Source organism: Arthrobacter sp. D1-29, from assembly GCF_054130585.1.
This window is the reverse complement of sequence record NZ_CP096383.1, coordinates 1,143,527-1,163,662: the sequence shown is the minus strand read 5'-3', so window position 1 is coordinate 1,163,662 and position 20,136 is coordinate 1,143,527. Positions and strand designations below refer to the sequence as shown.

Genomic DNA, 20,136 nt, shown 5'->3' with positions numbered 1-20,136 from the left:
CAGCGGCGAATCCAGGGGCATACGTTCTCCTGTCACAACAATCCAAGGAAGTAGCAGTCAGCGGCCCCAGCAGTCGCATATACTAAGCATGCTGATTAAATCATGGATGTCGCCGATCAAGGGCTTCTCTCGAAAGGCAGCAGTTGATGAATTCCAGTTGTGCCCGCCTTTCGACGGCCGATGCGAGGAGTTGAGCGTATGGCTCAGGCACTGGCCCCCTTGCCCCGCCGTTCCAGCGTGGCCGCCTTTCCAATCGTCATCCTGCTGGCAATCCTGCTCGGCTTCCTGCCGGCGTCTCCACGGAGTGAGGAGCTGCCCGCGGGCACTGCCGCAGCGCTTCAGTCCCTTTTGATGCCGGTCCACGAGTCGGCAGCCGCCGGAGACTATGCCCGGGCCCTGGAAAACCTTAATGGCGTGGCCAGTGAAGTTGCCGCCCATGCTGCGGCCGGCGGGATCTCAGTGGCGAGGCAACAGCGGATCCTGGGGGCTCTGGAGCTGGTCCGCGCCGACCTGGAGGGCCTGATCCGTCAAGCCGATGAGGCTGCAGCAGCGGTCCAGGCCAGCGCTGACAACACTGCCGGCCAGACCCAAGTTGATCCCGCACCTGCAGCGCCCTTGCCAGCTCCTGCTCCGGCACCGGTTCCGGCGCCTCAACCTGCGCCAGATGGGGAGGAGCCGAAGTCCAAGCCCGGCGACAAACCGGGGAAGGGCAACGACAATGGCCCCCGCGGCAACGGAAAGGGCAAGTAGGGGTGCGTCTACCCCAGGCTCAGCGGCCTATTCAGTGTTCCTGCTCAAACAAGTCCACGTCATGTCCTAGCTCGCGGACAGCGGACATTGCCTTTCTGCGGTGCCAGGCGTTCGCCGCCTGGATTTCGTCGTGAAGTTCCTGCTGCCACAGCGGATCTGAGGGACGAAAACCCTCGTCAAGGATCGAGCGATCCTGGGAGCGCCGAGCGGAGTGGTGCAGTGAGTATGTTTTTACCGCTGCTTCCTCTTCTGCGGTGAACTCGTTCTTACTGCGGTATCCAATGAGGAACTCTGCGTAGAGCCCGGGTTCGGGCTCAGCCCCCTCCTCACCGTGCAGGGCACGAGTCGCAAGAGCGACATCGCATGCAGCGGGGCCGCAGCCTGACTCGTCGAAATCGAAGATCGCCACGCCGTAGTCTGTGAACCGAAGGTTGTCCAGCTCGAAGTCACCGTGCATTGCCACGCGTCGGTACCCGGGTGTTTCAACCGCTCGGAGGAGCCCGCGAAGGTGTGCAAGTGGTCCAGTCAGCAGGCCTTCATGAGAGAAAATGTGAGGCTCAGCGGAATCAATTCGAGGAGCAGCAGCGTGAAACCGCGCCAGCGCCTGACCCCACTGTCGGGCCCGTTCCGGCGTGAGGGACTCTGCGTCGAGGGCAAGGCCCGGGGCTTCCTCAACGAGCATCGCTGACATCGGACCGAACGACGTGACCACGGTTGGCACGCGGTCGCCGGAACTTGAGGGCAGAGGACGTGCCACCCAAAGGCCGTCGACGTCCGGAAAATCCGTGGCAAGTACCGCCCCTTGCCGGAACCGCCGGGCGGTTTCTGTATCAGCGGGCACGAACCGAAGAAAGCGACGCGGAGCGCCGGGGACCACAAAGACGTGACTGGCACTCGACCTCCACCACCTGGCGCTGCCAGGATCAATGCCCCACGCGCTGGCTACGTCGTCGGCAACAGTCGAACGCCACTCCGCATCGACCGATTCCTTAATGCGTCTGATCTCACTTAGGGGCATCATCACCGGTACATGCTTACATACAACCAACTGCTCGAAGGATCTTGCTTGTTGCCTTGGAATTCACGTCCGTGCTTTTTCCCGGATGAAATCGAGATCCTCCCGGGAAAGCATCAATTGGCCGTGGCCGTCCGTTTCGAAGTGCCCAACGGAATGCTGTCTGATGCGGGCGGTGACGGTGCGGGGCAACATCACACATCCGGGATTCTCCAAGAGCCACTGGCGAGTCTCCGCGTCGAGCCGGTCCCACTCGTCTTTGAGTGTCATCTACCTCTTGCCGCCCTTCCCCCATGTCCCCCTGAGACCCCAACCGGGTCCAGCGATTCCGCCCAGAGTACCCTTCACCTCGGGAGAAGGACAGGGGGTCCTGACCCAATCGGCAAACCCTCAGCAGGCTATCTGGAGAGTGCCCGTGAGAATTTTGGCCAAACTGAAAAATAGAGTACCGACTACTCGTGCTTCCCTTCCCCGCGGTGTATATCGTCCATAGGAGTTCTGGGGGACCGTTCGGCGTTCAAGCTTCAGGAGGGGTCATGAACGTTCGGTCCAGATGTGCATGCGCGTGTGAGCCAGGGTTGGCCCACACGATTCTTGGGGAAACCCTTATCAGGGCGCCTTCAGGACCGTACAAAGTTCCGTCCACACGTCAAAAGGCTAAACCGCACGGCTCGGATGTGGCCACGTCATGACCGAGGCCGGCGGCCCCATTCGGCCGCTCGTTGACCGGTCGGTGTTGGATTTGCTGCGCGCGGAGCTGGATGAGGATGAGGGAGTCTGGCGTGCGTTCATAAGGAACTACATCGCGCACCTGCCCAACAGGATTGAAAGGCTGCGCCTTACACTGACCACCGGGGACCTGGACGGTGCACTCGATGCGGTCCTCAGCCTTAAAACCTCCAGCCAGATGGTGGGTGCCGAACGTCTCGCGGGTCTTGCGTTGGACCTGGAGAGGTCCCTCCGCGACGAGGATACCTATGCTGACCCTGACCGTCGCCTGCCGATGCTGGCGGTGGCCCATCTTGCGAGGATCAGCCAATGCGCCAAGCAGACGAGCTCTTTGCTGCGGGATTACGCCTAGCTACGCCGGACGCAGCGACAGGATACAAGGGGCAATAAATTTAGGGAGCCAATCCTGGCCCAACGCGCTAGCCTGTGAGCCAGGAACCCCGACGGAAGGCAGCCATGACCGCCGCAGACCCGAGCATCAGGACCGTCCCCACCGGCTATTCCAGCGTCAGCCCCTTGGCTCATCACCCGGGACACCAATGCCCTCTTCGAATTCATGACGGCGGCGTTCGATGCACAGGAGATCGACCGCGTCGTCGGCGAAGATGGCAGCATCGGGCACGCCGAGACGCGGATCGGCGATTCAGTAGTCCTTGCCTTCGACGCCCGCCCGCACTGGCCAGCCACGCCGTCGTACCTTCGCCTTTACACCGACGACGCCGATGCCACCTTCCACGCCGCCCTCGCCGCGGGTGCCACCGTAGTTTCGGTCCTGGACAACAGCGCCTGGGGTGACCGCGGTGCCCGCATCCAGGATCCGCTCGGCAATGTCTGGTGGATCATGTCGCATATGGAGGACGTGCCCGACGACGAAGCCGGCCGCCGCTGGCAAATGCCCGAATATGCTGCCGGCATGGAGTACGCCATCGACTCACTCCACAGGCACATGACAGGTCAGCCGCAAAACCCTGTCCCAGAGGCCGTCCGCAAGATGGCCCAGCTGAAGCGCGCGGAAGGAGTGAGCGCCATCCCTGCAGGCTACAGGTCAGTGGAACCGTGGATCATCACGCGCAGCACGCCGGGTTTGCTCGACTTCATTACCGCGGCGTTCCATGCGCAGGAAGCCTTCCGCGTCCCGATGGAGGACGGCTCAATCGGCCACGCTGAAGCGCGGATCGGTGACTCGAACATCCTCGCGTTCGATTCACGCCCGGACTGGCCGCCTGCTCCCGCTTTCCTCCGCGTGTACGTCGACGACGGCGATGCCACGTTCGCCGCTGCCCTAGCAGCCGGTGCCACGGCAGTAACGAACATGACCGAAATGTTCTGGGGTGACCAGGTGGGAAGGGTCCGGGATCCGTTCGGCAACCTCTGGTGGATCCACTGCCGGGTGGCTGAGCTCAGCGAGGAAGAGGCCTACGCGAGGGCGGGCGATCCGAAGTTTGTGAAGGCCATGCTGTACGTGACCAGCACAGACTTTTTCGCGCCCGAGGGTTAGAGAATTACGTCAAACGGCGGATCTGAGTGAGGGGAAGATCGCAGTGAAGACTAAATGGATCGGGGACGCTGAACTTGTGCGCGCTGTGGACCGCACGTTCCGATCAACAACGGCAGCGGCAGCCGTGGCTGTGGTTACTCCTGAACGTGAAATGACCGCGACGGTAAACGCTGACCCCCATTCCTCCTTCGAGATCGGGTCAATCTCAAAGGCGCTCACCGGCATGTTGTACCGGGACGTGACAGAGCGCGGCCTCGTCTCGCAGACAACAGTCCTTCGCGATTTGCTTCCGCTCGAGGATCACGGAGAGGTTGGCTCCGTGAGCCTGAGTTCCCTGGCCATTCACCACTCCGGTCTTCCAGGCCTACCGCCAGGGATGCATCCGCTTCGCCGAAACCTGAGGTTCTTGATCAGAGGTGAAAACCCTTACGGCGATTCGTTAGCCGACCTCCTAAACCAGACGCGCAAGGTGCGCCTTGGCAATCCGCGGCCTAGGTATTCGAACCTGGGCTTTCAGTTACTCGGACACGCCGTGGCCAAAGCAGCCGGACGTAGCTACGAGCAACTCCTGGGAGACGTCTTGGGCGCCGGGTTCTCGGCTCCCGCACGCGCAGAAGACCTTGGGCCCGCTGATCTCCTGGGAGTCAGTCGATTCGGACGCACACAGAGTGCATGGGTAGGGGAAGCCGTCGCGCCTGCGGGAGGCGTTCGCGCGAACATAAGCACTATGCGGGGCTTCCTTCGTTCGGTTCTCGACGGAACAGCCAAGGGTCTCTCCGCGCTCGAGCCGGTAGCGGAATTCACTCCCCGGGTCGGTATCGGCGCGGGGTGGATCACGCTTGAGCACCGTGGCCGCCAGGTCACATGGCACAACGGCGGCACCGGCGGATTCAGCAGCTGGATTGGATTTGACCTAGGCGCCGGCACGGGAGTTGTTGTGCTCGCGGCAATTCATCGTTCTGTTGATAGACAGGGGTTCCGGCTCCTCACCGAATTAGCCCCAGCCGAAAAGGTGCCACCGTCACCCGCTGTGAACGGCAGGCCAACCTAAGCGCCCGCCACAAACCTTCTGCACCTCGACATTCATGGGTATCCCACGACCAACATGCGCTTTCGAGTTCTCAGCCCGTGGTGTCGCGCCGGTTGTTTGAACGGCGTGGAGCATGACGAAGGGCCTGCACGTGGACGTCACTGCCAGGCGTTTAGAAGTTGTGGTGTTCCTGCGCCCGTTTCCGCCTCTGAAGCTGTAGTGGTGACAGGCCACACATTACTTGAGCTTTCAAGTAATGCTGCTAAACTGTATGCATAAGCATATAAAACCTGTCGCGGAACCAACGTTTCCGTGCCTGACCTACAGATTGGACTGACTCATGGTATTCGACAATAAGGTGGCATTCATCACCGGCGGCGGATCGGGGCTCGGTCTCGCAACAGCGAAGACCTTCATCGCAGAAGGCGCGCAGGTCATGATCTTCGACTACAACCCCAAGTCGCAGGAAGTCGCCGACGAAATCGGTGCGAAGTTCGTCCAGGGCGACGTCTCGAAGGCCGAGAGCGTACAGTCGGCCGTCGCAAAGACCGTTGCGGAATTCGGGAGGCTTGACATTACCGTCGCATCGGCAGGCGTGGGGGGCGAGGGCGACGTCGTCACGTCCACCGTCGAAAACTGGGAACGCACCAACGGCATCGACTACTCGGGCGTGTTCTACACCAATAAGTACGCCATCGAACAGCTCCTCAAACAAGGCACGGGTGGCGTCGTAATCAACCTCGCTTCAATGTTCGGCCTCGTAGCCGTCTCGAACAACATCGCCTACTCGGCCTCGAAGGGCGGCGTCGTCAACATGACCCGCGCCGCCGGGACGATGTACGCCAAGGAGGGCATCCGTGTAAACGCGGTAGCCCCCGGCGTCATCCGTACGCCACTTATCGACGAACCGACCCTTGAGCAGTATGCAAAACTGCACCCGGCCGGCCGCGTCGGCGAGGCCCAGGAAGTTGCAGACCTCATCGCCTTCCTCGCCAGCGACAAGGCAAAGTTCATCACCGGCGCGACCATTCCGATCGACGGTGGCTATACGGCCGTCTAACCCGAACCGGCAGCACCCGAACATGCCCCTGCGTCCAAGGGTGTCCTACAAGCACACCAAGGAGTTCCTCATGTTGTTATCCCCCCAGGAGCGGGACCAGCTCGACGAGCTGGAAAGGCAACTCAGCATCGAAGACCCCGAACTAGCGCGCACGCTGCGCCTCGGAGGGGACGGGCAGCCGCTGACGGCTGACGCTGCCGCCCCCATCCTCATCGTGCTGGCCGGCCTCCTGTTGCTCGTCGTCGGCATCGCAACAAAGTTCATCGCTGTTGGCGTCATCGGTTTCCTGGCCATGGGCGCCGGGGCCTACAGCTTCGTCCAGAAACGGTGGCCCGAACACCAATCCCGGCAATAAGGCCCCGGACTGCCCGGCGAGAGGGTCTGGCGCTAACCAGCCGGGATGCTGCGCTGCCGCGTGACCAGTCCCAGGCAGAGTACGGCGGCGGCGAGAGAAGCTGCCGCCACGATGCCGAAAGGAACCGGATTGTCGGCGCCGGCGATCCCCACGAGCGGGGCGGCCAGTCCGCCGAAGGCGAACCGGGCAAGCCCCAGCAGCGAGGAGGCGGTCCCGGCGATGGCCGGGTAGTCCTTGAGTGCAAGCGATGTTGCCGGCGGGCTGGTGACAGCCACACCGCTGACCATGGTGAACAGGGACAGGATGATCGCGATCAGGGGCAGCTGCAGGAGCGCGGTGGCCAACAGCCCGAGCGCCCCGGCTCCCGCCATGATCAGGCCCAGGGTGAGCGTTCCATGCTCGGACCAGCGCTCTGACAGCCGGCCGCCGAGGAAGCCGAAGACCATAAAGCCCAGCGAATTCAGGCCAAACGCCAGCGCGTAGCCCTGGGGTGAGAGCCCGTACATGCCCTGGAGGATGTAGGTTGCGCCGCTGAGGTAGGCGAAAAGTGCGGAGTACGTGAACCCGGTGATCAGTACCGCGCCGACGAACACCCGGTCGGCCAGGAGCTGCCGGAAATCGTTCAGGGTGTGGGAGAGCCCGCCGGTAACCCTGAGGTCTGCCGGCAGGGTCTCCCGGAAGACCACCAGGGACGCCACCAGGATCAGGACGCCAATGCCTGCAAGGAACAGGAAGACCCCGCGCCAGTCCGTGAAGGTTGCGAGCTGCCCGCCGATGACCGGGCCGACGATGGCGGCCAGGCCGCCGAGCACCGTCAGGCGACCGTAGTAGCGGAGCAGCTTGCCGCCCGAGTACACGTCCCGTCCCGCAGCCTGGGCAATCACTATTCCCACGGCGCCGGCGAGGCCCTGCACGAACCGGGCCAGGATGAGCGTCTCGACGGTGGGGCTCACCGCACAGAGGACCGACGTGACGGTGTACGCGATAACGCCGATCAGCAACGGCGTCCTGCGGCCAACCGGTCCGAGAGCGGCCCGGCGATCAACTGGCCCACGGCCAGCCCCAAAAGGCAGGCGGTGATGGTCAGCTGGGCCACCGACGTCGTGCTTTGAAGCTCCGTTGTGAGGGCCGGAAGGACAGGCAGGTAGAGGTCCATGGAAATGGGACCGAATACTGTCAGCAAGGCGAGCACAACCGCCAGGGGGCGGCCGACGGTCTGCTCACGTGCGGGCATCGGGGTGTCGATGGCAACTGCGGGCATGAGTGTCCTTCCGGGTTTGGGGGGCAGATTCCATCAAACAGGGCAACGCCCTTCCCAGCGAGGGCTCTCCTTATCCGGGTTCTCGCAGAACCTCCCTGGCCATCCTGCTGCGCGGTAGCGTGGACGGGTGGATAACAGGATGGAAGTGCGCGAGTTCCTCGCGTCGAGACGGGCGAAGATCAGTCCCGAAATGGCGGGGCTGACGCTCTATGGCGGACGACGGCGGGTCCCCGGCCTGCGTCGTGAAGAGGTGGCAATGCTCGCGGGCGTGAGCGTCGACTACTACACCAAGCTGGAGCGCGGGAACCTGTCTGGCACGTCCGAAAGCGTCCTGGACGCCATCGCCGGTGCCCTCAGGCTCGATGAGGCCGAGCGGGACCACCTTTACAACCTCGCCAAGGCGGCCGGACCGTCAGGCAGGGCCCGCCGTCGTCCTCTTCAGCGCAAGGCCGTCCGCCCCACGCTGCAGTTCATGCTTGACTCCATCACCGGTTCCCCGGCATTCATCGGCAACCACCACATGGACATCGTGGCGGCCAACCAGCTCGGATACGCCCTCTACTCGGAGATGTACCGCGGCCCCGCGCGGCCAGCCAACCACTCCCGCTTCATCTTCCTGGACCCCAACTCCCGGGACTTTTACCCCAACTGGGATCTGGCGGCCAATACCAACGTCGCCATCCTGCGGACGCAGAGCGGACGGAACCCCTTTGACAAGCGGCTGTCCGACCTGATCGGAGAACTGTCCATGCGCAGCGATGAGTTCCGGACCCGCTGGGCTGCCCACAATGTCCGCCACCACTACGCCGGGACCAAGATTTTCCGCCACCCGGTAGTGGGAGAACTCGAGCTTGCCTACGAAGCCATGGAGCTACCCGAAGACCCCGGCTTTTCCCTCACCATCTACCCCGCGGTGCCCGGCTCCCCCTCGGACGAACGCCTCCGCCTGCTTGCCAGCTGGGCCGCCACCGAACGGATCCAGGAGGTTGCCGCCGCAACCCAGCCACAGGACGTGCCCAGGCCCTGAGGCTTGTAGGCAGCGGGCAGTAGGGTTTACTGCATCCGCAAGCCGCACTGCTTTGGGGGAACCATCATGACATCAGCTGCCAACGAGCTCGCAGGCCCCCTGACACCGCCCTTTGGCATCCTGGGATTCATGCTGATCGCATACGCAGTCCTGATCATCGGTGCCCTGATCAGCATCGCCCGGAACAGGACATACACCTCCGGGGGCATGCTGGTCTGGGCTTTGATCGTGCTTGCGCTGCCGGTGCTTGGGCCAGTGCTGTGGTTTCTGACGGGGCGCCGTCCCTCGCCCGGAGGAAGAGCGTCAGCGCTGCGGAAGTAGTGCGGCATGCGGGTAAACTCTCGAAGATGTTTCCAACCGGATTATCGATGCTTTGGGAATCGGCCGAGCCGCGCAGCGCCTTGCAGGAAAGATTCGGCCATGACGGCTTTGATGAAGCTGCCGGCTGGCTTACTGAAGTCCTGGCTGAAACCTGGGGTACCGAGGTACACGCGTGCGAGCGGATTATCATCAGTGGCGACAACGCCATCGCCTGGGTTCGCACGAACCGCGGGGCGTTGGTCGCAAAGTGGTCCCGGGCCCGGGACCAGTTCGCCAGGTTTGCCGCGGCCGCGGACCTGATCCAGGAGCTGCACCAGCAGGGCGTGCCCGTGGCTCCCCCACTGGCCTCAGTTGACGGTCAGCACCGGGTAGTCATTGGTTCCGTGTCCGTATCCGTGCAGCCGCGCATCGACGGCGAACTGCTCGACATTACTGCTGACACAGCGATTCGAAACGCCGGCGCGTGCCTGGCGCGGCTGCATGGCGCGTTGGCAATGCAAAGGGACATTCGGCTCACCGAGCTGGGACGCTTTACAGGCGGGTCCTTGGATTTGCGACGGCGGGTAGAGACATGGCTGCAGCGCGAGGACACCGGGAGGGCGCCGGACGCGTCCGCAGGATTACGCCGCCAGATAGAGTCACTGCCGCCGATCGACAGTGAGCCACAGCTGATCCACAACGATTACCGGGCCTCCAACATACTGACCGCCGGTTCGGAGGTCATCGCCGTTCTGGACTTCGACGAGGTGGCTCTGGACTATCCCGTCAGCGATCTCGCGAACGCATGCGTTTTGCTCGGCACCCGGTTCACCTTATGGCAACCGACACCTGACAAGGCCCGGGTCGCGCTTCTTGATGGATACGAGTCCGTGCAGCCACTCAGCCGGCTTGAACGCCAATGGCTGCACGCACTTGTGTTGCTGCGGGGGATCCAGTCCATCCCGCCCGGCGATGATCCGGCCGGATGGGCCCGCGCTGTGTAGCCTGCCATGGTTCTTAGTCAGGCGCTGGTAGCGTCCTGCACTTCTCCTACGAGTTCTTCGATGATGTCCTCCAGGAACAGCACGCCGGTGGTGTTGCCCTGTGCGTCGAAGACACGGGCCACGTGAGCCCCCGTGCGGCGCATGGTGGCCAGCGCATCCTCGAGTTCGCTACCGCTGAAAGCGGAGGCGAGGCGGCGGATCCTCTTGGACGGTATCGGCCGGGCGAAAGTCTCGGGGGCTGTCAGATCCATGACGTCCTTGAGGTGCAGGTATCCGGCGGGTACGCCGTCGTCGTCTGTGAGGATGTAGCGGGAGTAGCCGTGTTCGGCGACCGCGCGCTGGATGTCCGCCGGTGTGGACGACGCGGGGAGGAGAACCATCTCGCTGATCGGGACTTCCACATCCGACACGGTCTTGGCCGTGAACTCAAACGCAGCAGTCAGCGTGCCGCTGGTGTCTGTCAGCATCCCGTCCCGCGTGGACTGCTCCACGATATTGGCCACTTCATCCAGCGTGTACGCGCTGGTTGCCTCATCCTTCGGCTCCACCCGGAAAAGGCGCAGGATGGAGTTGGCGATCCCGTTCAGCGTCCAGATAACCGGCTTAAAGAACCGCGCCACCATGACCAGCGGCGGGGCCAGGATCAACGCCGCACGGGTAGGCACGGAGAACGAGATGTTCTTTGGGACCATCTCGCCGAGAACTACGTGCAGGAATGTCACCAGCAGCAATGCGGTGACGAACGCGATGATGCCAATCGCCTCGCCGGAAAGGGACGTCAGTCCGAGCGGAATCTCCAACAAATGGTGGATGGCAGGTTCGGACACGTTCAGGATTACCAGGGAGCAAACGGTAATGCCCAGCTGGCTGGTGGCGAGCATAAGAGTGGCGTGTTCCATGGCCCACAGCGTGGTCTTGGCCGCCTTGCTGCCGGCTTCGGCTTTCGGTTCGATCTGGGAACGCCGCGCGGAAATGACGGCAAACTCGGCACCGACGAAAAACGCGTTCACCGCCAGAAGCACCACCAGCCAAATGATGCCGGGAAGATATTCACTCATGGGCCAGCTCCTGCGTCAGGTTGTCGATGATGCGGTCGTGGGCGCTCTGCGGCGGTTCGTGCGATTCGTCCGGCGTGAAGCGAATCCGCTCCACGTGGGTCCCCACTACCCGCTCAACCCGCAACGTCCCGCCGTCAAGAGCCACTACGTCTCCCAGTTCGGGGATGCGGTCCAGTTCATCCGTGACGAAACCGGCGATGGTGTCGTATTCGTCACCATCCGGGACGGCGATGCCCGTCCTGTCCAGCAGTTCATCCGGCCGCAGTGACGCGTCGAAGGTGATGGAGCGTCCCGTCCGGACCACGCCCGCCCGGGCACGGTCGTGTTCGTCCTCGAGCTCGCCCACGATCTCTTCGACCAGGTCCTCGAGGGTGACGATGCCGGCGGTTCCACCGTGCTCATCAGAGACGATCGCCACCTGCAGTCCCTGCCTGCGCAGCAGAACCAGCAGCGAATCAACCCCCATGGACTCAGGCACCCTCAAGGGTTCGATCATCAGATCCGCAGCCGTGATCCTGTCCCGCTCATCCAAGGCCACGGCGAAGGCCTGCTTGACGTGCAGGACGCCCAGGACGTCGTCCCTGTCCCGGCCTATCACCGGGAACCTCGAGTAACCTGTCGATGTCGCCAGCGTGACGATGTCCTCTGCGGTGTCCGTGGTGTTCACGGCAGCCATCCTGACCCTTGGCGTCATGACGTCCGCCGCCGAATGTTCGGAGAAGCGCAGCGTACGGTGCAGCAGGACTGCGTGATCAAGGTCCAACGAGCCTTCCAGCGCGGAGCGGCGGACCAGTGAGCTGAGTTCTTCGGCACTGCGGGCGCCTGAAAGTTCTTCCTTCGGCTCGATGCCGAAGGAGCGGATGATGGCGTTGGCTGTGTTGTTGAAAAGCAGGATCACCGGCTTGAACACGGCAGTGAACACGGCCTGGAATGGCACCACCACCTTGGCGGTGGCCAGCGGCAGGGCCAGGGCGAAGTTCTTTGGCACCAGTTCGCCGATCACCATGGAGAAAACAGTGGCCAGGAAGATACCGGCGACAGCGCCCAGGCCTGGTACCACGGCCTCGGGCAGCCCTACTGCCAGCAGGGGGCCGCTGAGCATTTTGCTGATGGCCGGTTCGAAGGTGTAGCCGGTGAGCAGTGTGGTGATGGTGATGCCCAGCTGGGCTCCGGACAGATGCGTCGAGGTGATCTTCAGGGCTTTGATGGTGGGCCCCAGCCGCTTTTCGCCACGGGCTTGGCGTGTCTCAAGGTCGTTGCGGTCCAGATTGACCAGCGCGAACTCGGAAGCGACAAAGAATCCGGTACCGACGGTCAGGAACAGGCCGATACCGAGCATGATCCATTCATACATTCGGGCGCCCCTCTCCTGCGGTGGCCGGCGAACCGGTCAGAAGGTGGAGGGGCAAGGGCATATGTGAAGGAGGGTCATCCATGATGGGGACCAGTCTACGGGCATCCTGAAGGTGACAGTCCGGTGTGCGCCGTGAGCAGAAAGCCTTGCGGCCAGCAAGCTACGCGGATGGAACCAGCCTGAACGCGTAGCGGCCTACTGTACGGTCACCTGAGTCGATCCGGAAATCTGCGTCCTGGCTGACCAACTCCACGGAAGTTTTGAAGACGTCTCCGTTGCAAGGAACCCGCACCGGAGCCAGGACTTCGGCGCCTAGTGGACGGGACATCGAAAACTGAACCTGGGGCGGTCCCTCGCAGACAAAGTGCAGTTCGTACCTGCCAGGGTCGAGCGAAGTCATTCCATAGCTGATGACTGTGTCCGAAAGGGTGGAACCAGCACGTTGGCCGGGTATTTCGGGTTGCAGCTGCTGTGCTGACCACTCCTTCAGGTCTTCCAGCTCCGAAGCGCGTGTGTCCGTGTTGGGCTGGACAGTAACGCCAGCCGCGGCCGGCTTGCCACTGGGCGCGGTGGCACTGATGGCTATAGGGCCACCGGCGTGCCGGACGAACCGTTCCGCGACGGAGTCGCACGTATAGAGCATTGTCAGGGGCGCGCTCTCGCCTTGGACGATGGCGAGATTGGCGCCGTGGCCACCGGCACATGCACTCTTGACCATATAGTCTCCGGGAGCAAGCTCAATCGAAAGCTCACCGGTAGGCTCTGCTTCCGACGGCATCCCCGGGTCTGTTGGCGAAGCCTTGAGCAAACCCGCCACTTCCTCAACGTTTTCCTGGAACGACCGCTGTTCGCTGGTCTCGCTCTGGGACGGCGGGCTGACGGCCCCCTCGGCCGGGCCGCCATACTCACAGCCCGCCAGCGAGATGGCGAGCATGGCCATAATCGATAGAACTCTTCCGTCTCGCATCTGTATCCCCCATAAGCCGACGTCATCCGAGTCTAATGGCCTGTCACGTTAGTTCCTCCATGAGCCGGGCGAGAATGTCATTCATAGCGAGCAGCCCGACGAGCTGGTTGCCCTCCACCACCACCAACCGGCTGAGGTGGTAGCGGCTCATCAGGGCCGCTGCCTGGCGGACGGACAGGTCCTCGTTGACAGTGATCGCAGGGATCGTGGCGGCGTCATAGACGTTCAGGAGGTCCACGTCACCCTCCTGCGCAACGACGGTGTCCAGGAGTTCTCTGTAGCTCAGCATCCCGTAGGCGTCGTGGGCGTGCTGCTGCTCCACTACCAGGCTCTTAACCTGGCGTTCCTTCATCATTGACAGCGCCTCCCGCAGGGTGCTGTACGGGGAGATCGTGACGACCTCGGGGACCATGACATCTTTGACAGTGAGCATCTGTTTCCTCCTCGTGAAGTGCTGGACCGGCTCAAGCGCCTTCGCGGCGCAGATGCTCCTCAAACCTGACCACCTGCCGCATATCGATCCCGGTCAGGTGCTCGATCGGGATCGCGAAGGCCAGGCCGCGGGATTCCGTTCCCTGAACCAGTATCGAGTGCAGTTCCTTCAGGATCGGAGCTGTCAGGTGTGTCCCTACGACCATCAAGAGCACCGACTGCGTCCCTTCGAAAGTGAGCCCGAAAAACGTCTTTCTGGCCTCGCCCCCGATGCCCTTGCCCGGCAAAATTGTCACACCCGTGGCACCGGCCCGCTGGGCGTGTTCAATCACCCTGTCTTCCAGCTCGTCCGGGGCGATCACGATGACTGCAGTGAATTTCATGCGGGTTCCCTTCTCCGCCGTGGAAATCTCTCCATCACCATGGCATACACCAAGACGGAGATGACAGGGAAGATCGACGCGTAGGCGATCAGGCCAAACCCGTCGATCAACACGTTCCGGCCCTCCACGGCGGCGGCAAGACCGATCCCGAGGGCGGTTACCAGCGGCACGGTGACCTCCGACGTCGTCACTCCGCCGAGATCGAAGGCCAGCGCGATGATGTACTTCGGGGCGAAGAACACCAGCACGATAGCGACGGCGTACGCGGTCATGATGAAGTAGTGGAACGGCCCTCCCACCAGAATGCGGTAGACGCCGAAGCCGATCCCGAGGGCTACACCAACGGCCACAATGACCCTGACGGCGAATGCGCTGATTTTGCCAGGAGATGCGTCCTGCGCCTGTTCCCCGATGGCCACCAGGGCAGGTTCGGCCATGGTGACCGCAAAGCCGATGAGCAGCGCGAACAACAGGATGAGGGCCGGAACCCCCTGCTCGATCAGCTGCTCCGCCATCAGGGTGCCCAGCGGGAACAGCCCAAGTTTTAGTCCCACGACGAAGGCATACAGTCCCACCATGACCATGATGAAGCCTGTGACCACCCGCAAGGGGTGTGGCAGCCTTCGCCGCAGGGCGACCCACTGGAAGAAGAGGACAACGGCCACAATAGGCAGGACCTCGCGAACCATTGAGGCGAGGCCAAGGATCATGCCGACCACCCAATCCGTGGAGTCCTGCCCGGCCTCCGTCGCTGGCAGCGCCAGACCGGCATCACCGAACGTGTAGACCAAGATGCCGTAGAGCTGGACCCCGATCATGGGCACCATCACGCACAGCGCCACCAGGCCAAAGCCGTCGGCGAGCAGGCTGCGTCCCCTGATGGAATTGGCCAGGCCAAGACCGATCGCCGCGATAAGCGGGACGCTGACGATGTTGGTGGTGACCCCGCCAGAATCATAGGCAAGAGCAATAATCTCCGGGGGGGCGATGTAGGTGAGTCCCAGCGCCATCGCGTAGCCCGCTATCAGCAGTTTGTGGACCGCCCAGCCCCGCAGGACACGCATGATGCCCAGGATCAGGACCAGCCCCACCGACACAGCGATGACGAAGCGCAGCACCAATGCATTGATCCGGCCGTCACTGACCAATTGGGCCTGCTCCGCGACAGCGATCACCGCCGGCTCCGCGATGGAGGCGGCGAAGCCAATGGCAAACCCAAAAGGCAGCAACAACCCCAGGGCCCCGCTCCGGACGAACTGGTTAGCCAGGTTCTTGCCCACCGGGAAGATGCTCAGATCCAGGCCATGCAGGAACAGGGCAATGCCCACAGCCACGATCAGGAGCCCCGCCACCAGTTCCAGGGGGTCATCGGGCATGGAGCGGAACACCAGAACTTGAAACAGAACAACGACGACAATGATGGGCAGAAGGTTCTTGAACGCCTTAAGGAATTCGCGGGCGAATCGGCTGAGGTGCTCCATCGGGCCCTCTCGCGGAAATGATCCTGTGAGTACCTGGCTTTTCAGTTTGCCGGTCCAGCCCAATCGTGTCTACCAACCGGGGTTCCAGCGCAGACCGGAGCGTGAGACGTGAATCCGGAATTGCTGGCCGTCGCGGGTCAGGCAGTCGTGCAGCACGCCGGCGCCGGCCAGGGTGGAATGGGTGGTCTCCATTGGGCCCTCCGTTCCGTCGGTTCTGGGTGTAAATTCAGTCTCACTCAGCGCTCAGAGGGGTGCCATCGGGGATGACGCCCATTTGCGAAGAGCTGCCTGCCGAGATTCCCTGCCGCGTGTGGGTGCGAGCCCTCATGGACAAAGGACGCAAGCCGCGTCAGGCTAGTCGGATGCGGACCCCGCCCGAAACCAGGGCCGCCGGCACCACGCGCGGCTTGCCTCCGAAAGGACCGGCACAGTCGCTCTTTTGGCGACTGTTCATCATCAATGGATTGCTCTTCGCGATGGGCACGCTGGTGTTGGCACTCTCCCCGGCGACTGTGTCCTCGCCTGTCTTGCTCACGGAGGTGCCGGTCCTGGTCATCGGGCTGGCTCTCATCCTCGCCGCGAATGCCGCCCTGGTGCGGGCCAGCCTGGCACCGTTGGACGCGTTGACGGGTGTGATGCGGCGCGTGGGCCTGCTGCGGCGCGGTGGAGACCGGGCGACCACCGAGGCCGGCAACGGAGACTTCGAGCACCTCATCCGCACCTTCAACGACATGCTCGACCGGCTGGAGGCGGAGAATACCGCCAGCAGCGCCCTGGCACTGGCCGCACAGGAAGGGGAACGTCAGCGAATATCGCGGGAACTGCACGACCAGATCGGCCAGAGCCTGACCGTCGCCCTGCTCAGCCTCAAGCGGGTTGTCGACCGATCTCCCGACGGTATCCGCGAGGAGACCCTGGTCGCCCAGGAGGCGGTACGGGCGAGCCTGGAGGACGTGCGCCAGGTTGCGCAGCGCCTGCGCCCCGGCGTGCTCGCGGACCTCGGCCTGCGGAGCGCGTTGAATGCACTTGGGTCGGAGTTCTCCCGCTCGAGCGGGATTCCTGTGACCTGGGAGCTCGACGACGAGCTTCCGGAGCTCAGCGGGGACGTCGAGCTGGTGCTTTACCGCATCGCGCAGGAGGCACTCACCAACGTCGCCCGCCACGCGCACGCAACACGGGTCGATCTCTCGCTCACCCCGTCGACGAGGGGGCTGACGCTGCGAATTCTCGACGACGGCAAGGGCGGCGACTTCCGCGAGGGCGCCGGCATCCGAGGAATGCGGGAACGGGCGCTGCTCATCGGTGCCGAGCTGACGGTTGGCACGGGGCCGGGCGGGGGGACCGACGTTTGCCTCGTCGTTCCCGGTCCCGGCGCCGGGGCAGGGAGCTAAGCAGAATGGCCGAACCCACGCGCATCCTGCTCGCCGATGACCATGCCCTGGTCCGCCGCGGCCTTCGCCTGATCCTCGACACGGAACCCGACCTGACCGTCGTCGCCGAAGCCGCCGACGGCTCAGAGGCAGTCGCAGCCGCGATCACCGGCGGAGTGGACCTGGCCGTTCTCGACATCGCCATGCCCCGGATGACCGGCATCCAGGCGGCGCGGGAGATATCGCGGAGTGCACCCGACGTCCGGATCCTCATCCTGTCCATGTACGACAACGAACAATACTTCTTCGAGGCGCTGCGCGCCGGTGCCTCGGGTTATGTGCTCAAGTCCGTCGCCGACCGCGACCTTATCGAGGCCTGCCGTGCAGCGATGCGCGGAGAGTCCTTCCTCTACCCCGGCGCGGTCACCGCGCTTATCCGCGACTACCTGGAGCGCGACCGCCGGGGCGGCCGGATGCCGGACAGCATCCTCACGCCGCGCGAGGAGCAGGTTACGAAGCTCATCGCAGAAGGAAACTCGGCCAAGGAGATCGCGGAAATCCTCAGAATCAGCGTGAAGACCGTGGACCGGCACCGGGCGAACGTCCTGCAGAAACTAGGGTTGCGCGACCGGCTGGACCTCACACGGTTTGCCATCCGCACCGGGCTCATCGAGCCGTAGCCCGGAGCCGGACACCACGTAGGGTTCATTGTCCGGTTTCGGCGAGATCAAATCCTCACAGGCAAAGTGTCAAACCACCTTGAGCAGCGTCTATGCAGGATGTAAGATTCGGCCATGTATAATGCACCCCTGCAGACCCGCCTTGTGGCGATCTTCGCGCCCCTCATCGCCGTCGTCGCCCTCGTTGCAGGGTGCACCAGCCCACCGTCGCCATCGTCGGAGGAGACCCTCGACCCCGCCACCCTGTTAAAGCAGTCGAGTGAGACCACCAAAGGGCATACCAGCGCGCATCTCAAGCTAGCGGTTGAGGGCCAGATCGCCGGACTGCCGGTCGAGCTCATCGATGCCGATCTCACACAGACTCCCGCAGTCGCCGCCAAGGGCACACTCGACATGACGTACCTTGGCCAGCAGCTCAAGGGGGTCGAGTTCGTGGTCTCCGACGGCCAGCTCTGGGCCGCGATCATGCCTGGGGGCAGTCCGACGAACTTCGGGCCGGCAGCCAACATCTACGACGTCGCGGCGATCCTGGACCCCGACGCGGGGCTGGCCAACGTGCTCGCCAACTTCTCCGATGCTAAGGAGGACGGCCGTGAGACCGTCGAGGGCGTGGACTCTGTACGCATCACGGGCAACGTCAGCGCGGACGCGGTGAACAAGATCGCGCCGCAGATTCGGGCGACGGGCCCCGTGCCTGGCACCGTCTGGATCTCTGAGGACGACGACCGCGAGCTGACGCAGGCCCGGCTGGAGCCCAGCCCTGGTAACAGCGTCACGATGACCCTGTCCAAGTGGGGCGAACCGGTCACCGTCGAGAAACCGGCGGTGTGATCCAGAGCCCGCCCCCGGCCAGCGGGCGGGTGTCGGCCAACCGCCGCATCGCGATCAGCGCGGGCAGTCTCGCTGTGACGCTGGGCGCGCTCGACACCTACGTCGTCGTCACGATCATGACCGACATCATGCGCGACGTCGGCATCGGAGTGAATCAGCTCCAACGGGTAACTCCGATCATCACCGGTTACCTGCTCGGTTACATCGCGGCGATGCCGCTACTGGGCCGGGCGTCGGACCGGTTCGGCCGGAAGATGCTCATCCAGGTCAGTTTGACCGGCTTCGCGTTCGGATCGGTGGTCACGGCACTGTCGACCGATCTCACCGTGTTGGTCATCGGCCGCACTCTCCAGGGCGCTGCCAGTGGCGCCTTGCTGCCGGTAACGATGGCCTTGGCCGCCGAACTGTGGGTTGCGCGCAATCGCGCAGCTGTACTCGGCGGTGTTAGTGCGGCACAGGAACTGGGCAGCGTGCTCGGGCCGGTTTACGGCATCGCCCTGGTCGGGCTGTTCCAGCATTGGCAAGCCGTGTTCTGGGTCAACGTGCCGCTTGCGGTGATCGCGATGGTGATGGTCCACTTCAGCCTGCCCGGCCGACAGAGAACCGATGATCCCCAGAAAGTCGACGTGCTCGGCGGTATGCTGCTGGCCATCGCCCTGGGCCTGGCCGTGATCGGGCTTTACAACCCCAAGCCCGACGGCAAGCTGGTGCTGCCCGGCTGGGGAATGCCGGTGCTGATCGCCGCCGCCATGGCAACCGTCGCGTTCTTCGTCTGGGAGAGGTTCGCCCGCACCCGGCTGCTGGAACCGGCGGGAGTGCACCTCAGACCGTTCCTGGCGGCACTTGGGGCGTCGTTGGCCGCCGGCGCAGCGCTCATGGTGACGCTGGTCAACGTCGAGCTGTTCGGTCAGGGTGTCCTGGGTCAGGACCAGAACCAGGCCGCCCTCCTGCTGCTGCGCTTCCTCGCCACGCTGCCGGTTGGGGCGCTACTCGGCGGATGGCTGGCCACCCGGATCGGCGACCGCATCGTCGCGTTCACCGGCCTGCTTGTCGCCGCCGCGGGCTATCTGCTGATCTCGAAATGGCCCGTCGATGCGCTGACAGCACAACACGATCTCGGACTGTTCACCCTGCCGACACTGGACACCGACCTGGCGATCGCTGGCCTCGGTCTCGGCCTGGTGATCGGGCCGCTGACGTCGGCGACGCTTCGGGTGGTCCCCGGCGCCCAGCACGGGATAGCGTCGGCAGCCATCGTGGTCGCCCGCATGATCGGCATGCTGCTCGGCATTGCGGCACTGAGCGCATGGGGCCTCTACCGGTTCAACCAGCATCTGGCCAGTCTGCCCGCCAGTACCGGCGAGACACTCGAGGAACGGATATCGCTCGAGGCCGCCCGGGTCCGCGAGGCGTACGCCCTGCAGTACGGCGAGATCTTCTCGATCACCGCAATTGTGTGTGTGGTGGGCGCAGTGCTGGGTCTGCTGATCAGCGCGCGCGACGAGTACGCCGAGGAGCCGGAGCCAGACGCTGTGGGAGACTCCTAACCCC

23 protein-coding genes are annotated in these 20,136 nt (G+C 63.6%); 13 read left to right on the top strand and 10 right to left on the bottom strand.

The features are described 5' to 3' along the window. Positions 1-198 precede the first annotated feature (198 nt). A complete protein-coding gene (locus M1E17_RS05460) occupies positions 199-750 on the top strand; it encodes a hypothetical protein (RefSeq protein ID WP_457965975.1) in 552 nt (183 codons plus the stop codon). Positions 751-781: 31 nt separating this feature from the next. Here M1E17_RS05460 and M1E17_RS05455 read toward each other — a convergent pair whose 3' ends face one another. Beyond that, positions 782-1,771 (bottom strand): phosphotransferase enzyme family protein, encoded by a 990-nt coding sequence (locus M1E17_RS05455; RefSeq protein ID WP_457967579.1) that lies wholly within the window; start codon positions 1,769-1,771, stop codon positions 782-784. A 682-nt stretch (positions 1,772-2,453) separates the two neighbouring features. Here M1E17_RS05455 and M1E17_RS05450 point away from each other — a divergent pair. The 5 genes from M1E17_RS05450 to M1E17_RS05430 all read left to right on the top strand — a co-directional run bounded on the left by M1E17_RS05450 (position 2,454) and on the right by M1E17_RS05430 (position 6,437). After that, positions 2,454-2,846 (top strand): Hpt domain-containing protein, encoded by a 393-nt coding sequence (locus M1E17_RS05450; RefSeq protein WP_457965974.1) that lies wholly within the window; start codon positions 2,454-2,456, stop codon positions 2,844-2,846. 204 nt (positions 2,847-3,050) lie between these two features. Further along, positions 3,051-3,992, top strand: coding sequence for a VOC family protein (locus M1E17_RS05445; RefSeq protein WP_457965973.1), 942 nt, complete (start codon positions 3,051-3,053; stop codon positions 3,990-3,992). A 151-nt stretch (positions 3,993-4,143) separates the two neighbouring features. Continuing rightward, on the top strand, positions 4,144-5,043 hold the full coding sequence (locus M1E17_RS05440) for a serine hydrolase domain-containing protein (RefSeq protein WP_457967577.1): 900 nt from the start codon (positions 4,144-4,146) through the stop codon (positions 5,041-5,043). Between the two features lie 319 nt (positions 5,044-5,362). Then, complete coding sequence (locus M1E17_RS05435) at positions 5,363-6,082, top strand: SDR family NAD(P)-dependent oxidoreductase (RefSeq protein ID WP_457965972.1); 720 nt, start codon at positions 5,363-5,365, stop codon at positions 6,080-6,082. 70 nt (positions 6,083-6,152) lie between these two features. Continuing rightward, positions 6,153-6,437, top strand: a complete 285-nt coding sequence (locus tag M1E17_RS05430; RefSeq protein WP_457965971.1) for a DUF3040 domain-containing protein — start codon at positions 6,153-6,155, stop codon at positions 6,435-6,437. Between the two features lie 32 nt (positions 6,438-6,469). Here M1E17_RS05430 and M1E17_RS05425 read toward each other — a convergent pair whose 3' ends face one another. After that, on the bottom strand, positions 6,470-7,438 hold the full coding sequence (locus M1E17_RS05425) for a Bcr/CflA family efflux MFS transporter (protein WP_457965969.1): 969 nt from the start codon (positions 7,436-7,438) through the stop codon (positions 6,470-6,472). Continuing rightward, positions 7,432-7,698 (bottom strand): hypothetical protein, encoded by a 267-nt coding sequence (locus M1E17_RS05420; RefSeq protein WP_457965967.1) that lies wholly within the window; start codon positions 7,696-7,698, stop codon positions 7,432-7,434. Before M1E17_RS05420 ends, M1E17_RS05425 begins: the two co-directional genes overlap by 7 nt. Positions 7,699-7,825: 127 nt before the next feature. On the opposite strand from M1E17_RS05420, the gene M1E17_RS05415 reads away from it, so the two are divergent. From M1E17_RS05415 to M1E17_RS05405, 3 genes are all read left to right on the top strand, one after another. After that, positions 7,826-8,725: a helix-turn-helix transcriptional regulator gene (locus tag M1E17_RS05415; RefSeq protein WP_457965966.1), complete on the top strand. Its 900-nt coding sequence runs from the start codon at positions 7,826-7,828 to the stop codon at positions 8,723-8,725. Between the two features lie 66 nt (positions 8,726-8,791). Then, positions 8,792-9,046, top strand: coding sequence for a PLDc N-terminal domain-containing protein (locus M1E17_RS05410; RefSeq protein ID WP_457965965.1), 255 nt, complete (start codon positions 8,792-8,794; stop codon positions 9,044-9,046). Between the two features lie 26 nt (positions 9,047-9,072). Continuing rightward, complete coding sequence (locus M1E17_RS05405) at positions 9,073-10,029, top strand: phosphotransferase enzyme family protein (protein WP_457965964.1); 957 nt, start codon at positions 9,073-9,075, stop codon at positions 10,027-10,029. Positions 10,030-10,046: 17 nt separating this feature from the next. Here M1E17_RS05405 and M1E17_RS05400 read toward each other — a convergent pair whose 3' ends face one another. The 7 genes from M1E17_RS05400 to M1E17_RS05370 all read right to left on the bottom strand — a co-directional run bounded on the left by M1E17_RS05400 (position 10,047) and on the right by M1E17_RS05370 (position 15,896). Continuing rightward, the gene (locus M1E17_RS05400; RefSeq protein WP_457965962.1) at positions 10,047-11,087 is read right to left on the bottom strand and encodes a hemolysin family protein; all 1,041 of its coding nucleotides are present in this window, start codon (positions 11,085-11,087) and stop codon (positions 10,047-10,049) included. Next, on the bottom strand, positions 11,080-12,441 hold the full coding sequence (locus M1E17_RS05395; RefSeq protein WP_457965961.1) for a hemolysin family protein: 1,362 nt from the start codon (positions 12,439-12,441) through the stop codon (positions 11,080-11,082). Before M1E17_RS05395 ends, M1E17_RS05400 begins: the two co-directional genes overlap by 8 nt. Positions 12,442-12,601: 160 nt before the next feature. Then, complete coding sequence (locus M1E17_RS05390) at positions 12,602-13,381, bottom strand: hypothetical protein (protein ID WP_457965960.1); 780 nt, start codon at positions 13,379-13,381, stop codon at positions 12,602-12,604. A 70-nt stretch (positions 13,382-13,451) separates the two neighbouring features. After that, complete coding sequence (locus M1E17_RS05385) at positions 13,452-13,841, bottom strand: CBS domain-containing protein (RefSeq protein ID WP_457965959.1); 390 nt, start codon at positions 13,839-13,841, stop codon at positions 13,452-13,454. A gap of 31 nt (positions 13,842-13,872) precedes the next feature. Beyond that, a complete protein-coding gene (locus M1E17_RS05380) occupies positions 13,873-14,223 on the bottom strand; it encodes a P-II family nitrogen regulator (protein WP_457965957.1) in 351 nt (116 codons plus the stop codon). Further along, positions 14,220-15,704: a DUF1538 domain-containing protein gene (locus M1E17_RS05375; RefSeq protein WP_457965956.1), complete on the bottom strand. Its 1,485-nt coding sequence runs from the start codon at positions 15,702-15,704 to the stop codon at positions 14,220-14,222. Before M1E17_RS05375 ends, M1E17_RS05380 begins: the two co-directional genes overlap by 4 nt. A gap of 69 nt (positions 15,705-15,773) precedes the next feature. Further along, positions 15,774-15,896, bottom strand: a complete 123-nt coding sequence (locus tag M1E17_RS05370) for a hypothetical protein (protein WP_457965955.1) — start codon at positions 15,894-15,896, stop codon at positions 15,774-15,776. Positions 15,897-16,066: 170 nt separating this feature from the next. Here M1E17_RS05370 and M1E17_RS05365 point away from each other — a divergent pair, with 170 nt between their 5' ends. The 4 genes from M1E17_RS05365 (at position 16,067) to M1E17_RS05350 (ending at position 20,132) form a co-directional block, all read left to right on the top strand. Continuing rightward, complete coding sequence (locus M1E17_RS05365; protein WP_457965954.1) at positions 16,067-17,095, top strand: sensor histidine kinase; 1,029 nt, start codon at positions 16,067-16,069, stop codon at positions 17,093-17,095. Between the two features lie 5 nt (positions 17,096-17,100). Continuing rightward, the gene (locus tag M1E17_RS05360) at positions 17,101-17,754 is read left to right on the top strand and encodes a response regulator (RefSeq protein ID WP_457965953.1); all 654 of its coding nucleotides are present in this window, start codon (positions 17,101-17,103) and stop codon (positions 17,752-17,754) included. 114 nt (positions 17,755-17,868) lie between these two features. Then, on the top strand, positions 17,869-18,585 hold the full coding sequence (locus M1E17_RS05355; protein WP_457965952.1) for an LppX_LprAFG lipoprotein: 717 nt from the start codon (positions 17,869-17,871) through the stop codon (positions 18,583-18,585). Beyond that, on the top strand, positions 18,582-20,132 hold the full coding sequence (locus M1E17_RS05350; RefSeq protein ID WP_457965951.1) for an MFS transporter: 1,551 nt from the start codon (positions 18,582-18,584) through the stop codon (positions 20,130-20,132). The genes M1E17_RS05355 and M1E17_RS05350 overlap by 4 nt, the downstream gene beginning before the upstream one ends. Positions 20,133-20,136 lie beyond the last annotated feature (4 nt).

Excerpts from the sequence above, each read along its gene's own strand:
- M1E17_RS05380 (WP_457965957.1), bottom strand. The coding sequence starts at position 14,223 with ATGAAATTCACTGCAGTCATCGTGATCGCCCCGGACGAGCTGGAAGAC.
- M1E17_RS05390 (WP_457965960.1), bottom strand. The coding sequence starts at position 13,381 with ATGGCCATGCTCGCCATCTCGCTGGCGGGCTGTGAGTATGGCGGCCCG.
- M1E17_RS05435 (WP_457965972.1), top strand. The coding sequence starts at position 5,363 with ATGGTATTCGACAATAAGGTGGCATTCATCACCGGCGGCGGATCGGGG.
- M1E17_RS05440 (WP_457967577.1), top strand. The coding sequence starts at position 4,144 with ATGACCGCGACGGTAAACGCTGACCCCCATTCCTCCTTCGAGATCGGG.
- M1E17_RS05455 (WP_457967579.1), bottom strand. The coding sequence starts at position 1,771 with ATGATGCCCCTAAGTGAGATCAGACGCATTAAGGAATCGGTCGATGCG.
- M1E17_RS05370 (WP_457965955.1), bottom strand. The coding sequence starts at position 15,896 with ATGGAGACCACCCATTCCACCCTGGCCGGCGCCGGCGTGCTGCACGAC.
- M1E17_RS05375 (WP_457965956.1), bottom strand. The coding sequence starts at position 15,704 with ATGGAGCACCTCAGCCGATTCGCCCGCGAATTCCTTAAGGCGTTCAAG.
- M1E17_RS05445 (WP_457965973.1), top strand. The coding sequence starts at position 3,051 with ATGACGGCGGCGTTCGATGCACAGGAGATCGACCGCGTCGTCGGCGAA.
- M1E17_RS05365 (WP_457965954.1), top strand. The coding sequence starts at position 16,067 with ATGCGGACCCCGCCCGAAACCAGGGCCGCCGGCACCACGCGCGGCTTG.
- M1E17_RS05410 (WP_457965965.1), top strand. The coding sequence starts at position 8,792 with ATGACATCAGCTGCCAACGAGCTCGCAGGCCCCCTGACACCGCCCTTT.
- M1E17_RS05420 (WP_457965967.1), bottom strand. The coding sequence starts at position 7,698 with ATGCCCGCAGTTGCCATCGACACCCCGATGCCCGCACGTGAGCAGACC.
- M1E17_RS05355 (WP_457965952.1), top strand. The coding sequence starts at position 17,869 with ATGTATAATGCACCCCTGCAGACCCGCCTTGTGGCGATCTTCGCGCCC.
- M1E17_RS05400 (WP_457965962.1), bottom strand. The coding sequence starts at position 11,087 with ATGAGTGAATATCTTCCCGGCATCATTTGGCTGGTGGTGCTTCTGGCG.
- M1E17_RS05405 (WP_457965964.1), top strand. The coding sequence starts at position 9,073 with ATGTTTCCAACCGGATTATCGATGCTTTGGGAATCGGCCGAGCCGCGC.
- M1E17_RS05395 (WP_457965961.1), bottom strand. The coding sequence starts at position 12,441 with ATGTATGAATGGATCATGCTCGGTATCGGCCTGTTCCTGACCGTCGGT.
- M1E17_RS05450 (WP_457965974.1), top strand. The coding sequence starts at position 2,454 with ATGACCGAGGCCGGCGGCCCCATTCGGCCGCTCGTTGACCGGTCGGTG.
- M1E17_RS05430 (WP_457965971.1), top strand. The coding sequence starts at position 6,153 with ATGTTGTTATCCCCCCAGGAGCGGGACCAGCTCGACGAGCTGGAAAGG.
- M1E17_RS05385 (WP_457965959.1), bottom strand. The coding sequence starts at position 13,841 with ATGCTCACTGTCAAAGATGTCATGGTCCCCGAGGTCGTCACGATCTCC.
- M1E17_RS05460 (WP_457965975.1), top strand. The coding sequence starts at position 199 with ATGGCTCAGGCACTGGCCCCCTTGCCCCGCCGTTCCAGCGTGGCCGCC.
- M1E17_RS05360 (WP_457965953.1), top strand. The coding sequence starts at position 17,101 with ATGGCCGAACCCACGCGCATCCTGCTCGCCGATGACCATGCCCTGGTC.